Source organism: Arthrobacter sp. NPDC056493, assembly GCF_042795115.1.
Lineage (GTDB): Bacteria > Actinomycetota > Actinomycetes > Actinomycetales > Micrococcaceae > Arthrobacter.
Map to the genome: position 1 here is coordinate 22368 of NZ_JBHTSL010000056.1, position 14994 is coordinate 37361.

8 protein-coding genes are annotated in these 14994 nt (G+C 65.8%); 5 read left to right on the plus strand and 3 right to left on the minus strand.

Going from position 1 to position 14994, the window contains the following annotated elements; genetic code table 11:
* Positions 1–55: 55 nt before the first annotated feature.
* The 3 genes from ACFQ50_RS19180 to ACFQ50_RS19190 all read right to left on the minus strand — a co-directional run bounded on the left by ACFQ50_RS19180 (position 56) and on the right by ACFQ50_RS19190 (position 8119).
* Positions 56–2311 carry an immunoglobulin-like domain-containing protein gene (locus ACFQ50_RS19180; protein ID WP_377997225.1) on the minus strand — a complete coding sequence of 752 codons (2256 nt, stop codon included), beginning with the start codon at positions 2309–2311 and terminating at the stop codon, positions 56–58.
* An 82-nt stretch (positions 2312–2393) separates the two neighbouring features.
* The gene (locus ACFQ50_RS19185; RefSeq protein ID WP_377997226.1) at positions 2394–5468 is read right to left on the minus strand and encodes a beta-L-arabinofuranosidase domain-containing protein; all 3075 of its coding nucleotides are present in this window, start codon (positions 5466–5468) and stop codon (positions 2394–2396) included.
* A gap of 107 nt (positions 5469–5575) precedes the next feature.
* Positions 5576–8119, minus strand: a complete 2544-nt coding sequence (locus ACFQ50_RS19190) for an alpha-L-arabinofuranosidase C-terminal domain-containing protein (RefSeq protein WP_377997227.1) — start codon at positions 8117–8119, stop codon at positions 5576–5578.
* 340 nt (positions 8120–8459) lie between these two features.
* Here ACFQ50_RS19190 and ACFQ50_RS19195 point away from each other — a divergent pair, with 340 nt between their 5' ends.
* The 5 genes from ACFQ50_RS19195 to ACFQ50_RS19215 all read left to right on the plus strand — a co-directional run bounded on the left by ACFQ50_RS19195 (position 8460) and on the right by ACFQ50_RS19215 (position 14642).
* Entirely contained in the window at positions 8460–9443 is a 984-nt protein-coding gene (locus ACFQ50_RS19195) for an ABC transporter substrate-binding protein (RefSeq protein WP_377997228.1), read from the plus strand.
* Between the two features lie 79 nt (positions 9444–9522).
* Positions 9523–11049: a sugar ABC transporter ATP-binding protein gene (locus ACFQ50_RS19200; protein WP_377997229.1), complete on the plus strand. Its 1527-nt coding sequence runs from the start codon at positions 9523–9525 to the stop codon at positions 11047–11049.
* A complete protein-coding gene (locus ACFQ50_RS19205) occupies positions 11046–12089 on the plus strand; it encodes an ABC transporter permease (RefSeq protein WP_377997230.1) in 1044 nt (347 codons plus the stop codon). The genes ACFQ50_RS19200 and ACFQ50_RS19205 overlap by 4 nt, the downstream gene beginning before the upstream one ends.
* Entirely contained in the window at positions 12089–13105 is a 1017-nt protein-coding gene (gene yjfF / locus ACFQ50_RS19210) for a galactofuranose ABC transporter, permease protein YjfF (RefSeq protein WP_377997231.1), read from the plus strand. The genes ACFQ50_RS19205 and yjfF overlap by 1 nt, the downstream gene beginning before the upstream one ends.
* A gap of 82 nt (positions 13106–13187) precedes the next feature.
* Positions 13188–14642 carry a family 43 glycosylhydrolase gene (locus ACFQ50_RS19215; protein WP_377997232.1) on the plus strand — a complete coding sequence of 485 codons (1455 nt, stop codon included), beginning with the start codon at positions 13188–13190 and terminating at the stop codon, positions 14640–14642.
* The last annotated feature ends 352 nt before the right edge of the window (positions 14643–14994 follow it).

A 14994-nucleotide genomic window follows, 5' to 3' on the forward strand; every position in this document is an offset into this window, starting at 1 on the left:
TTGGAGGCCTGTCAGAGGCCATTACGTGGACAAAAACTCCAACAGTCGGGCTGCGTCAGAGCTGGCTGTGCAGGCGCTCCAGCTCCGTCTTGGTGACGGGCAGGACCGTGCCGTGGCGCGGTGCGCGGGGCAGCTCGTAGTTGGTGGACAGCTTCCAGTCGGGGTTTTCGAGGCTGGTGCTTTCCAGCGGAATGTAGCCGCGGCCGCCGAATTCGTCGACGAACAGGTAGTACTTCTCCTCGGTGTTCGACTTGAAGATGGTGGGCCCTTCCACGCCGCCCGTTCCTGCCTTCTTGCCGATGCAGTTGCCCATCAGTGTCCAGTTGCGCGGGTTCGTGGCGGGCAGGTCGATGGCGAGCAGGTCGCTCGATTTTTCCTGCATGATGTCCAGGCAGCCCGAGACCTGCCCCTCGTCCTTGGTGAACCGGTAGTAGGTGTCCCCCTCCTTGATGACGGTGGAGTCGATGACCGAGTTGCCGGGGTCGTTCCACACCTTGGCCTCGGTGAAGGTCCGGAAGTCCCGGGTGGTGGAGTACATCATCTTGTTGTACGTTCCGCCGGTGTGGTTGGGGTCGTTGTCGGCGTAGATCTTGGAGGCCCAGTACACGACGTAGGCGCCGATCTTCGCGTCGTAGTGCGCTTCCGGTGCCCACGTGTTGCCTGCCGTGTCCGGGGAGACCTTCACGTGCCGCTGCCCGGACCAGGTGACCAGGTCGGTCGATTCCCACACCTCGATGTACTGGCTGCCCTGGCGCTGGGAGGAGTCCCAGCTGGTGCCGCTGCCGATGGAAAGGTCGGTGGCGATCATGTAGAACTTGTCGCCTTCCGGGGAGCGGATGATGAACGGATCGCGCAGGCCCTTGGTGCCGAGGCCGGATTTGAGGACGGGGTTCCCGCCGTTCAGCTCGTCCCACTTGAGCGCGTCGTTGCCGCGGCTGGCTGCCATGTAGATGTTCTCGCCGGCGAGATCGTTGCCGGTGAAGTACGCGAACGCGTAGCCCTCCTTGGCCTCGGCCTTGGGCAGCGGCAGCACCGTGACGCGGAACTTCTTCTTGGCCTTCGCCTTGCCCAGGGCGACGGTAGCCTGCAGGTTGAGCACGGCCGCCTTGCTCCCGTAGGCGGGCCTGGTGACCTCGCCGGTTGCAGTGATGACGGCGGCATCGTTCGACTTCCATTCCACGGCGGTTCCGTGCAGTCCCGCCGTGGGCAGGGTGATGTTCCCGCGGATCGCATCGGCGTCCCACACGTTCAGTGCTGCGGAAGCTTCAGTGACCTTCTGGTCGTCGCTGATATCTTCCGGCACCGTAACGGTGAAAGATTTCGACGCCGATGCATCACCCGATGTTGCCGTGGCCGTGAGCGTCACGGTGGCGTCTCCGGTTCCGTTGGCCGGGCGGGTGGCCGCGCCCTGGGCTGAGACGGTGGCCGGGTCCGACGAGGACCAGGTGTAGGCCGAGCCGTTCGGCCCGGCAGTGGGCAGCTTCAGGCCCGCTGTTACGGCGGAGGTGTCCCCCAGCGACAGGTCCTGCAGGTCGAGGGCAACCCGCTGTTCCGGGGACACGTACCCGAGCTCGCGCACCTCGTCGGCCGAGAGGGCCCGGTTGTAGACGCGGAAGTCGCGGACCTGGCCTTTGAGGTACTTGTCGCCGGCGTAGACGGACCGCCCAAGGTAGTTCGCCGTCGTCGTTCCTCCGCCAATGCTGCCCGGCGTGATGGTGACGCCGGTCTTCCGGGCAACCTCGGTGCCGTCCTCGTAGAGGACGGCGGTGCCGCCGCTCAAGGTGTAGGTGATGGTTTTCCACGCTCCGCGGGCCAAGTCCCGGTTGGCGCTGGTGGTCTGCTCGGTGGCCCAGTTGCCGCTGGCAATCGAGGTCCGGTACGAGTTGCCCGTGGTGAAGAGGTAGCCGTTGCCGGTGCCGCTGGTGGTGTTGCCCATCCCCCAGATGAAGTAGGGGGCGCCCTGGTCCGCGGCGATCTTCACGTCGGTGGATACGGTGATGGAGTCGAGTCCGCGCATGACGTCGTTAGGAAGCCGGACGTGGGCGTTCGTGCCGCCGAGCTGCAGGCCTTCGCCGCCCAGCGGGGTGGCGTCACCGCTGATTACGCCATTGCGGCCGTTGCCGGAGCTGTCCTCCGCCACCGTCCCGGCGGCTTCCGTCAGGTTGTATTTGAGGATCAGTCCGTCGTCGACGGCGGAGTGGGCCGGCGCTGCGGCGACCAGCCCGCCGAGTGCCAGGGCGGCGGAAGCGGCCAGCGCGGCCGCCGTCGTCATGGCCGGGCCCGTGCGGGCCCGTGAGTGTGTTGGGAGCATTGAGACACTTTCGTTCGGGCGGCCCGGAGGCCGCTGCTGGGAATTGGAAACAATAGGAGCGGACGACGCCGGACCGGCCGGCTCAGGCGTTCAGCCTGGCCACCAGCGCCTGCGCGCCGCTAACCAGCAGGTCCCGCAGCGGCTGGTCGGCAATATCCCGGGTGGCACCATCGGTGTACTGCCCGAGGTAGTGCACCGCTTTGGCCGTGGTCTTCTGGGCGAGGGCCTTGCTGGCCGATTTCAGCCGGGCGCCGAGCATGTCGCCCGTTTCGGCCGTGATCCTGCCGGCTGCGAGCGCCGCGTCCGCCATCAGCTGCAGGTCGTCGATTTCGCCTTCAGGGCTGCCGAAGGCCGCCCGCTGGGCGGCGCCGTAAATGCGGTCCGCGTTCGCGCTGCTGAGCGCCCCTTCGGCAACCCATGCGTTGGTCACCTGGGTGACACGCCGGAGGAGCTCCGGCTTGTTGGCAAACGGTGCCGGCTGCCAGACGTCGTCGAGCAACGTGGTCTTGTTGGCCCGCACCGGGTTTGCCACCCCGGAGTCCACGCCGCCGAACACCACTGATGGCTCGGCGCGCCGGAAGTAGGAGTGGAAGGCATCCTCGGTTCCCTCGAGGAACGGCGCCAGTTCGACGCCGGCGAGGGTGAAGTGCAGGGGCTTGCCAGGCACCTGCCCGACGGCCGGGGCGAGATCGCCATTGAGCTTGGCCGACCCGTACAGGCTGAACGGGAGAAGGGCGGTGCGGCCGTCGCGCGCCACGAGGTGCACCGGTCCGTACATGAGGGTCTGCACCGATGGATCGTCCCGGGCCGGCTCCGCGCGGAGGGTGAAGGGCATGTCCACCTCCACGGTGTCCCCGTTCGTCCACGTCCTGGCGATGCTGAGGTAGGTGCCCGGCGTGGCGGGCGCATCGAAGGGGGCACCGTTGACCTTGACGATGAAGCCGGCCGTGGCCCACGCCGGCACCCGCAACCGCAGCTCGAACTGCCCGGAGCCCGAAACCTGCAGCGAGGTCCGTTGCTCGAGAGGGAAGGAGGTCTTCTGGGTGACGGTGACGTTCTTCGCGGCCCAGCGGAGGGTGGACGGAATGTAGAGGTTGACGTAGAGGGCGCTGCCGTCCCCGGCGGTGAAGTAGACGGAATCCTGGTACTTCGTGGCCGACTCAAGGCCGGTACCCTCGCAGCAGGTGGTGCCCTGCTTCGGCGTGAAGTCGCGGACGGCGCCGGGCTGCAGGCCGATGAAGTAGGTAGCCAGCGGCAGCTCCGCACTCTCCTGGTCCTGCTTGGACCCGAGGACCTGGTTGAAAAGCGCCCGTTCGTAGTAGTCCATGTACGCGGGGTTCTGGTCCTTGAAGAACAGCTCGCGCGACAACTTGAGCATGTTGTACGCGCAGCAGGATTCGGCGTCGGTCGCGTTCAGGAATGCGGAGATCCGGTCCCGCTCCTTCCAGAATTCGCCCTGGCTGGTTCCGCCGATGCTGAACATGCGCGCGGGCACCACCATGCTCCAGAAGTTGCGGGCGGCGGTGAGGTACCGCTCCTCGCCGGTGGTGTTGTACATCAGCACCAGTCCGGTGAAGATCGGGATGTGCTGGTTGGCGTGCAGGCCAGCGAGGATGTCTTTGTTCTGGGCGCACGCATCGATGAGGGAATCGAGGTCGAAGTACTTGGCCAGCGCCAGGTGCTCAGGCTTGCCCGTGTGGCCGTGGGTCCCCAGGATGGCCTCCACGATGCCGCCGTATTCGCCGCTCGAGAAGATCCCCCACATGCGCTGCCGGACCGCGGGGGTGAGTTTGCTCAGCCGTGAGTGCATCCAGTCGCAGAGCCCGGCCGCCAGGTCGAGGGCCTTCGGTTCCGCGGTTGCTGTGTAGGCGTCGAGGAGACCCTTCAGGATCTTGTGGGCGGTGTAGTAGGGAGCCCAGACGCGGAGGTAGTCGGGCGTGGTCCTGCTCTCCAGCTCGATGAACTGGGTTTCCGGGTAGGCCGCAAGGAAGCCGGGGTGGCTGGGCAGTCCCCAGGTGCGCCGGAGGGTGGCGTTGCGGCCCTTGCCGGAAGCGTCCGCCAGCACAGAGCCGCTGCTCTCGCCGCAGGCGAGGGAGACGACGTCGCCGTTCCCGGCCGAGGTGTCCGACGCGCGGGCTGCCGCCAGCTCCGCGACCTGCGCCGCGGTGAGCGCGGACTGCCAGATGTTGACGTCCTGGTAAGCGCCGGCAAAGGTGGGATCGTTGTACTGCGACCGGCCCAGCCACACGTTGGCGATGCTTCCCAGCAGGGCCGGGGTCAGGGTCAGGGCAGTGTTCTGGCCGGCCTGTTTTCCGTTGACGTACAGCGTTCCGGTCCGGCCGTCCAGGGTGACCGCAACGTGGCTCCACTCGTTGACCGGCAGCGGGGCGGCGCCCACGATGGTCTGCTCACCGCCGGCAAAGTTCCGGGTGATGGCGAACCTGGGCAGGCCCGCGCCGTCGCGCTGGGCGAGGAACGCGTACGTCCTGGTGTCGTTGCCGAAGTCGAAGATCCGTGCCCAGTTCGCCGCCGCCGCCGGGCGTACCCATGCGGCGAAGGTCATGGCCGTCAGCCCGCCCACCGAGCCGGCGGGCAGCTGACCGTAGATATACGCACCGCGGGCGAGGTCGACGGCGGTGCCGGACAGGCGGCCGCCGGTGACCTGGATGACGGGTTCCCGGCCGAGCGCCTCGCGGCATTCGTGCAGGGAATTCACCAGGTTCCGCAGCTTGGTGCCAAAGACCTCCTCCCCCGTGCCCGCGTAGGCCTGGGCAAGCATGGACATGTGGTGCCCGGTGAAGTGCCCGCGCAGGTTGCCGTTGGCTTCGCCGTCGAGCCCTTCCCAGCCGCCGGCGGGAAGCGGGACCACCCCGGCCACCGGCTGCAGTCCGGCATTGGCACGGAACACATTGAGGTAGCGCCGCTCGTCGTAGCCGCGGGCGAAGTTCAGGATCAGCTCGCGTTTCCGGGCGAACACTCCCGGCCCCAGGCTGACATCGGACAGTTTGAAGGGGTGGAGCGCGGCGGCGGCGAGCGCTGCACCGGCGGCCGGGGCCTCCGCGTTCGCCGCCCCCGCGGCGAGCGGTGGCAGCCAGGGCAGGATGGCGGTGGCCGCCCCCAGCCGAAGGATGTTGCGTCTGGAAACGTGATGCGTCATTGGATCTCCTCAGGAATGGTCCGCATAAGGGGCGCGTAGGGGAAAGGCCCGGCTGCGCTATCCAGCCGGGCCCCTCCCGGTCAAAGCCAAGGGCTTCGGGGTGTTGCCTACTTGCGGGAGCCCGCGTCCGCCAGCCGGATGAATGTCACCGACTTCGGTTCGAACTCATACGTGAAGTCGGATCCCGCGCCGCTGAAGGTGCTCGCGGCCGGGGTCAGGTTCTGCCCGTCGGCGGTCTGGGTGAGGGTGGTCACCGCAGCCGAGCCGCTGATGTTGGCCCCGCCTGCCACCTTGATGTCCACGGGCGCCTTGTCGGCGGAGGTGTTGACCACCTTCACGATGGTGTCGCCGGACGTGGCGTCCTTCGTGACCACGGAGTAGACGGGGTCGGCCTGGGTGTCATCCACCGTGCCCCACAGGACGTTGTCCAGGTAAAGCTTGGCCGTGCGTCCGGAGACCTCGATCCGGATGTCGTATTCATGGCCGGTCTGGATCACCGTGTTCTTTTCGATGACGTTCGACTTGCCGCCGTTGACGGCCTTCTCGACGACGGACTTTGAGTTGTTCCAGCCACCCAGGTTCCACCAGAAGTAGTTTCCGGTGTCCTTGACTCCGAAGGAGACGAGGAAGCCTTCCGAGCCGGCCAGCTTGGTGGCCTTGGTGCTGAGCGTGTAGTTACTCCAGTCGGCGCTGCCCGCGGTCACCATCGTGTTCTGCGCGGTGGTGCTGGACTGCACGTAGCCGCCGTCCTTGATGGACCAGGAACCTGTCCCGTTGCCGGTCCAGGCAGCCGCCGTTCCGGAGAAGTCGTCGCTGAACAGGGTGGCGCCGTCCTTGCCGGTCACCTTGACGTCGTCGTACCGTGCGGAGGTGGCCCAGGTGGACAGGCCGATCTTGCCCGAAATCGGCACCACGGTGGAGGCCGGGTTGTCCTGCGTGCTGGGCACCACCTGGGTGCCCACATTGTTCATGAACAGCTTCTGGACCTCGTAGTTGGGGGTGGTCCGGACGGACGTGCCGTTGAAGAACATCATGTCCGGGCTCCACTGCGTGTTGGCCTCGTTGGCGATCAGCGGCGCGTAGGACGCCATCTTGACCACGTCGGCGTTCCGCTCCAGGCCGGTCATGTAGGAGGCTTCCGCCAGGGCGTTGTCCGGCTTGTTCCCCTGAGACGCGTATTCGCCGAGGAACACCTTGTAGCTGTTGCGGTCGTAGGAGTCGTAGCGGTGGTTGTTGTTCAGGAACCACGACGGCGTGTTGTAGTAATGCTCGTCGACGAGGTCCACGCCGGTCTGGGCGTTGAAATTGGCGAGGTCGTCGAATTCCGGGCCCTGGCTGAACGGCCCGGTGTTGCCGATGATCTTGATCTCCGGGTGGGCCTTGCGTACCGCGTTGTAGAACTGCGTGAAGTACTGCTTGAACTCCGGCTTGTACTCCTCGTTGCCCAGCGAGATGCGGTCCAGGTGGTAGGGCGCCGGGTGGCCGTAGGCGATGCGCTTGGCGCCCCATTGGGTGCTGGCGTCGCCGTTGGCAAACTCGATGAGGTCCAGCGTGTCCTGGATGTAGCGGTCAAGGGTGGCCTGGTCCGGGGCACGGTTGCTGTCGCCGCAGCCGGTCACACCCACCGGAACAACCGGCACGGGGGCGGCTCCCATGTCCTCGGCCCACTGAAAGTACTCCATGTAGCCCAGGCCGTAGGTCTGGTTGTAGCCCCAGAAATTCCGGTTGGCCGGGCGCTGCTCCACCGGGCCGATGGTGTCTTTCCACTGGTAGGTCCGGGCTCGCGTGTAGTTGGGGGCCGAGTAGGTGTCGTAGCTTCCGGTGTTGACGATGCAGCCGCCGGGGAAGCGGAGGAAGCTGGGGTGCAGGTCATCGATCTTCTCGGCGAGGTCCTTGCGGAGGCCGTTTTCCCTGCCGTTCCAGGTGTCCTGGGGAAACAGCGACACCATGTCGAGGCGGACCGTGCCGGTGCCCTGGACAAGGGTGGTGAGCCGGCCGGCGCCGGTGGAGGACTTGGGTGACAGGGTCACCTCGTACTTGGCCCAGCGGTCACCCTTGACCTTGATGGTGGCGATGTCCAGCCGGGCGCCTTCGGGCGTCTCCAGCGTCACGGCGAGGGTGGAACCGGACGGGTTTGAGGTGCGCGCCCACACGGAGTAGTTGTACTTTTTCTTCGCCTCGAGCTTCTGCCCGGCGTTCCAGCCGCTGTTGCGCACGCCCACGCCGGCGCCGGTTCCCGCGCCGGCCGCCGTGGCGTCGATCTGCAGGTAGTTCCGGTTGTTTTCGTTGAGCCGGTTGCTGTCATTGACGACGGCGACCGTTCCGTCGCTGCCCCGCTTCAGGGTTTCCCAGCCGGTCATCGGAGTGTAGGTGCGGTTGTCGGCAGAGTTGAACTCAAACGACCGGTTCTGGACGAGCTCGGCGTAGATCCCGCCGTCGGCGCCCTGGTTGATGTCCTCGTAGAAGGCTCCGTACATCGTCGGGTCAATCGATGGACCTGACCCTGCGGCGTTGATGCTGATGGTCCGGTTGCTGCCGGACTCGGCATTGGCGCCCAGGGCGGGGGCCAGCGTCAGCAGCGCGGCCGCCAGGGACCCGGTGAGCACCAGGGTGCAGGTCCGTTTGGCGGGACTTGAGGGTTTTGATGGCATGGAAGGGATGGCCTTTCTCCATTGAACGGTTCGCCGGCGACCGGTTTGAACAGACTGGGTTGATCAGTCCGTGTTGATCTGCTGCGTTGCAAACCGCTTGTTGTGAACGCTAACAAAGTGCCGACCGGAGTCGAGTATTCGACATCTTTTCGCTCTTGTAAAGGGCCTTCTCAAAAATCGACAGGTTATGGATGGCCAGCGCGGGATTGTGACCCGGGCTACTTGACGGCCCAATTGTTAGCGTTCACAATGAGTCGCAGAGCGCATCAGCTCACTTGCAGCAATGGCGGTGTTTCGAAGTCTCCCGCCTGCATGTAACTAACGCTTCCGGGAGGATGTTGTGTTTAAGAAATCCCTTATTGCGGTGGCCGCCGCATCGATGCTGACCCTCACTGCCTGCGGCGGAACGGCTGGCGCCGGCAGTGCTGCCGGCGGCTCCAGCGATGGCAAGATCACCATGGGCTTCGCCCAGGTGGGTGCCGAGAGCGGTTGGCGGACCGCCAACACCAAGTCGGTCCAGGACTCTGCCAAGAAGGCCGGGGTTGACCTGAAGTTCTCCGACGCCCAGCAGAAGCAGGAGAACCAGATCAAGGCCATCCGCTCCTACATCCAGCAGAAGGTCAGCGTCATCGCTTTCTCTCCCGTGGTGGAGTCCGGCTGGGACACGGTGCTGAAGGAAGCCAAGAACGCCAAGATTCCGGTCATCCTGACGGACCGGGCCGTGGATTCCTCGGACAAGACGCTCTACAAGACGTTCCTCGGCTCCGACTTCGTCGAGGAAGGCAAGAAGGCCGGCGACTGGCTGGTCAAGGATTCCAAGTCCGCAACGGACACCGTGAACATCGTCGAAATCCAGGGCACCACCGGTTCCGCACCCGCGAACGACCGCAAGGAAGGGTTCGCCGAGGCCATCAAGGCTGACCCGCACCTGAAGATCATCGCCTCGCAGAGCGGCGACTTCACCCGCAGCGGCGGCAAGCAGGTCATGGAGGCCTTCCTCAAGAACAACGCCGACATCGACGTCGTCTTCGCGCACAACGACGACGAGGGCCTCGGCGCCATCGAGGCGATCGAAGCCGCCGGCAAGGTTCCTGGCAAGGACATCAAGATCATCACGATCGACGCCGTCAAGGACGGCATGACCGCGCTGAGCAACGGCAAGATCAACTACATCGTTGAGTGCAGCCCCATGCTCGGTGACCAGCTCATGGATCTGGCGAAGAAGGTTATTGCCGGCGAGAGCGTGCCGGAGCGCGTCGTCACCGAGGAGACGACCTTCACGCAGGAGCAGGCCAAGCAGGTTCTTGCCAGCCGCCCGTACTAGGCCGCGGCGCCCCTGAACGTCCGTGCGGCGGCGGATGACCGCCGCCGCACGGCACACCAATCACAGGAAAGACACGAGGATGAACGAAATCGTTCCGGTCGTCGAGATGACCGGCATAGCTATTGGATTCCCAGGGGTTAAGGCGCTCGACGGCGTCGACTTCCGGCTCTTCCAGGGTGAGGTCCACGCCCTGATGGGCGAGAACGGTGCCGGCAAGTCAACGCTGATCAAGGCCCTGACCGGCGTGTACACCATCGACGCCGGCGCCATCACGGTGCTGGGCGAGCCGAAGCGGTTCTCGTCCCCCGGGGAGTCCCAGGCGGCAGGCATCAGCACGGTCTACCAGGAGGTCAACCTCTGCCCCAACCTCACCGTTGAGGAGAACGTTCTGCTGGGCCGCGAGCCGCGCCGCCGCGGATCCATCGACTGGAAAGGCGTGCGGACCAGGACGCGCGAGGTGCTCGCCGAGCTGCAGCTGGACCACATCGATCCCGGCTCGCTGCTGTCCACGCACTCCATCGCGGTCCAGCAGCTGATCGCCATCGCCCGTTCGGTGGAGATCAACGCCAAGGTCCTGATCCTGGACGAACCGACCTCAAGCCTGGACGCGGACGAGGTCAGCCAGCTCTTCCGTGTCATCCGGGACCTCCGCGACCGGGGCGTTGCCATCCTGTTCGTGTCCCACTTCCTGGAACAGGTCTACGAGATCTCCGACCGCATGACGGTCCTGCGCAACGGCAAGCTCGTGGGCGAGTACCTGACCCGGGACCTCTCCCGGATGAGCCTCATCTCCAAGATGATCGGCAAGGACATGGAAGCCCTCGCCGAACTGGACCAGGCCCACGCCCGTACGCCCGCCAGGACCGGCGCCGGCGTGACCCCGTTCATCGAAGCCAAAGGGCTCGGCAGGAAGGGGTCGGTGTCCAACGTGGACCTGGCCATCCATCCCGGCGAGGTCGTCGGCCTGGCGGGCCTCCTCGGCGCCGGCCGGACCGAAATTGCCCGGCTCTTCTTCGGCGCCGACAAGGCCGACGAAGGCTCCATCAAAATCAAGGGCGCGGGCCAGAAAATCCGCTCCCCGCGCACCGCCATCGACAAGCGGATCGGATTCTGCTCGGAGGACCGTAAGGAGGAGGGCCTCATTGGCGACCTCACCGTCCGCGACAACCTGGTCCTGGCCATGCAGGCCAGCAAGGGCTGGGCACGCCGCATCCCCCGCAAGGTCCAGGACGAGCTCGTGGCCGAGTACATCAAGGCCCTCGACATCCGCCCGGCCAACCCCGACGCGCTCATCCGGAACCTCAGCGGCGGCAACCAGCAAAAGGTGCTCCTGGCCCGCTGGCTGGTCACCCGTCCCGAACTCCTGATTCTTGACGAGCCCACCCGCGGGATTGACATCGGAGCCAAGACCCAGATCCAGAAACTCGTCAGTCAGCTCGCGGCAGACGGCATGTCCATCCTCTTCATTTCCTCCGAGCTCGAGGAAGTCCTGCGCGTGAGCGACCGCATCGCCGTCATCAAGGACAGGGCGATGGTCGCCGAAATCAACAACGACGGCGTCTCCGTGGAAGACGTCATGACGGTCATCGCCGGAGGTAACCAGTGAAATCCCTTCTGAAACACCGCCTTGCGTGGCCGGTGATCGCCCTGGCAGCGCTGCTGCTGCTCAACCAGATCTTCCGGCCAGACTTCCTGGGCCTGCGGATGCAGGACGGCCACCTCTACGGCAGCCTCATCGACATCATGCGCAACGGCGCCCCCACCATCCTCATCGCACTCGGCATGACCCTCGTCATCGCCACCCGCGGCATCGACCTCTCGGTCGGCGCAGTGGTGGCGATCGCCGGCGCCGCCTCGTGCGCCTACATCGCCGCGTCCCCCGACCCCGGGTCCCCGGTGACGGCGGCCATGGCGGTCCTTATCGCCGTCGTCGCCGGCCTTGCCCTGGGCGTCTGGAACGGCTTCCTGGTCTCCACCATCGGCGTGCAGCCGATCATCGCCACCCTGGTGCTCATGACGGCCGGCCGCGGCATCGCCCAGCTCATCACCGGCGGCCAGATCATCTCGGTATCCAATGACCACTACAAATCCATCGGCGCCGGCTACCTGTTCACCCTGCCGATCTCCATCCTGATCACCGCCGCCGTCTTCGTCCTGGCCGCCGTCCTCACCCGCCGCACCGCGCTGGGAACGCTGATCGAGGCGGTGGGCATCAACCCCGTCGCCAGCCGCCTGGCCGGACTCCGGTCGCGGAACATCATCTGGATCGTCTACATCTTCAGCGCCGTTTGCGCCGCGATTGCCGGCCTGATGATCAGCTCGAACGTCACGGCGGCCGACGCCAACAACGCCGGGCTGTACATCGAAATGGACGCCATCCTGGCCGTGGTCATCGGCGGCACCTCACTGGCAGGGGGCCGGTACACCCTGGTGGGAACCGTCGTCGGGGCCTTCATCATCCAGACACTGACCACCACCGTCTACACCCTCGGAATCCCGCCTGAGGTAACCCTGGTGTTCAAGGCGCTCGTGGTCATCACCGTTTGCCTCCTGCAGGCGCCCAAGGCACGGAACCTGCTCAGCAGCCTCAAGGCAGCACCCAAGCCCGCCGCAAAAGAAGCCGCAAAGGAAAAGGTGGCCGTCTAATGTCCCCGCTGTCCACGCTTACGCCCCTGACCCTCAAGAAGCCGTCGCCGGCGCGCAGCCGCCTGCGCGGCGGTGCCCGCTACGCGCCGACCCTGGCCACGGTGGGCCTGTTCATCGCCATGTTCGCCGTGGGCGCCGGGATGTACCCGAGCTTCCTCTCCGGCCAGGTCTTCCTGAACCTCTTCATCGACAACACCTTCCTCATCGTCCTCGCCGTCGGGATGACGTTCGTGATCCTCACCGGCGGGATCGACCTGTCCGTCGGGGCCGTCGTCGCACTGTCCATGATGGTGAGCGCCACGCTCCTGCAACAGGGCTGGAACGCAGGGGCCGTCATCGTCCTGGTGCTCACCATCGGCGGCGGGCTCGGGCTGCTGATGGGCCTGATCATCCAGTACTTCGACATCCAGCCGTTCATCGTGACCCTGGCCGGCATGTTCCTGGCCCGCGGCCTCTGCTACGTCATCAGCCTCGACTCGATCCCCGTCACCGAGGGGTTCTTCACCGGCATGGCACAGGCGCAGATCCCGCTCCCCGGCGACCTCTTCGTCTCCCCTGGCGTCATCCTGGCCCTCGCCATCGTGGCCATCGCCTTCTTCATCCTGCACCACACCCGCTTCGGCCGGACCGTCTACGCCATCGGCGGCAACGAACACTCCGCCATGCTGATGGGCCTGCCCGTTAAGCGCACCAAGATCCTTGTCTACTCCCTCAGCGGCCTCTGCTCCGCCGTCGCCGGCATCCTGTTCTCCTTCTACAGCCTCTCCGGCTACAGCCTCGCAGCCCAGGGCATGGAACTGGACGCCATCGCGGCGGTGGTCATCGGCGGCACCCTGCTGACCGGCGGCACCGGCTACGTCCTGGGATCCGTCGTCGGCGTGCTGGTGCTCGGTATCGTCCAGACCTTCATCGCCTACGACGGCACCCTCAGCTCCTGGTGGACCAAGATCGTCATCGGCGGCCTGCTCCTCGTCTTCATCCTGCTCCAGCGGCTCTTCGCCCGGAAAACAAGCTGACTTTTACCCGTCCCGCACTTCCCGCACGTCACCTCACGCACGTCTCCCGCACGTCTCACGCACGTCGAAAGGACTTTTCAGCATGAATGATTCCCTCAACCGCCGGTTCTCCCGCCGGTCCTTCCTTGGCACCGGAACCGCCGCAGCCGCAGCCTTCGCCGTCGCGGGCGCCGGAGGCGGGGCCCTGGTGGCGGCGCCCGCCGCTGCCGCCGCCGTCGGTCCTGCTCCGCTGATCAACCCGGTGGTGCCGCAGCGGGCGGACCCGTGGCTGATGAAGCACACGGACGGCAAGTACTACTTCACCGGTTCCGTGCCCGAGTACAACCGCATCATCGTGCGCTCCTCCCCCACCATCTCCGGGCTGGGTACTGCCTCGGAAGCTGTGGTCTGGACGCGGCCCGCCTCCGGAACCATGGGTGGCCACATCTGGGCACCGGAACTGCACCACTTCGACGGCCAGTGGCACGTCTACTTCGCCGCGGGCGACAGCAGCGACGTCTTCCGGGTGCGGATCTACGTGATTTCCACCGACGACGCCGATCCCGCCACCGCCGTCTGGGGACCGCCAGCCCGGGTCTACACGCATGCCGACACTTTTTCCCTTGATGCCACCACGTTCGAGCACCAGGGCACGCGCTACCTGCTGTGGGCGCAGAGCGACACGGGCGTGAACTCCAGCCTGTACATCGCTTCCATGTCGTCACCGTCCACGCTCTCCAGCACGCCGGTCCGCATTGCCGTTCCGACCCTGGACTGGGAGACCAGGGGCTACAAGGTGAACGAGGGCGCCGCAGTGATCAAGCGGAACGGCCGCATCTTTGTGACCTTCTCCGCCAGTGCCACCGACGCCAACTACTGCATGGGTCTGCTCACCGCAGACGCAGCTGCCGACCTGCTCAATGCGGCCTCGTGGACCAAGACGCCGACCCCTGTCTTCACCACCAACGAGGGCTCGAAGCAGTACGGGCCCGGCCACAATTCGTTCACCGTTGACGAGGCCGGCAACGACGTGCTCGTCTACCACGCACGCTCCTACCGCAGCATCACCGGCGACCCGCTCTACGACCCCAACCGGCACGCCCGGGTCCAGCGGCTGTACTGGAACGCGGACGGTACGCCGAACTTCGGCGTACCGGTGGGCGACGGCGAACTGCCGGTCCGCCTGGAGCCCGCCTCGGGCCCGGGCAGCTTCCTGGCGCACGACGGCGTCACCGTCACCGCCGCCGCCTCCCCCGCACTGGGGTCATCCCAGTTCCGCATCGCGCCCGGCTACGCCAAGAAGAACTCAGTGATCATCGAGCCCGTCCTGGCCAAGGGCCGCTATCTCCGGTTGCAGGGGTCAGCGGTGACAATAGCGACCACGGAGGGGTCGTCGTCGGCCTTCCTCAGTCGGGGCGGCCTTTCGGACACCGCTGGAACGTCCTTCGAATCAGTCGATATCCCGGGTTCCTACCTCGTGCTTCGGCAGGGCGCCCTGGCGGTGGCCAAGGTGGGCAAGGACGAGCGGCCGGCCGCCACGTTCTTCCTGCGTTCCTAGTCCTTCATGGCATTTGGACAGGGCCGGCGGTTTCTCCGCCGGCCCTGTTTGTTTTGAGGCTTGGCAGGCTGGGCGCCCACGTTGGTGGCGGGGGTCCGATCGGGCCCTATTCGAAAGGGTAGTTAGAACTGTCAGAAAACGGCGTTACCCCTGCCCGTTGGTTTCGGAATCATGGATATCACGCAGAAAGCACCAGCAACATCTGGTTCACGTTCTCATTGAAAGGAAAGACCATGACTCGGGAAGAAGCTTACGCACGGTGCCCCCCGGACTCCTATGTCGAGTTTTACGGCGGCCGGTGGCTCGTCGTTCCGTTCGCACCGGTTGAGCAACCGGAGTTCTTCGTTTGCTC

Excerpts from the sequence above, each read along its gene's own strand:
- ACFQ50_RS19200 (WP_377997229.1), top strand. The coding sequence starts at position 9,523 with ATGAACGAAATCGTTCCGGTCGTCGAGATGACCGGCATAGCTATTGGA.
- yjfF (WP_377997231.1), top strand. The coding sequence starts at position 12,089 with ATGTCCCCGCTGTCCACGCTTACGCCCCTGACCCTCAAGAAGCCGTCG.
- ACFQ50_RS19215 (WP_377997232.1), top strand. The coding sequence starts at position 13,188 with ATGAATGATTCCCTCAACCGCCGGTTCTCCCGCCGGTCCTTCCTTGGC.
- ACFQ50_RS19190 (WP_377997227.1), bottom strand. The coding sequence starts at position 8,119 with ATGCCATCAAAACCCTCAAGTCCCGCCAAACGGACCTGCACCCTGGTG.
- ACFQ50_RS19180 (WP_377997225.1), bottom strand. The coding sequence starts at position 2,311 with ATGCTCCCAACACACTCACGGGCCCGCACGGGCCCGGCCATGACGACG.
- ACFQ50_RS19185 (WP_377997226.1), bottom strand. The coding sequence starts at position 5,468 with ATGACGCATCACGTTTCCAGACGCAACATCCTTCGGCTGGGGGCGGCC.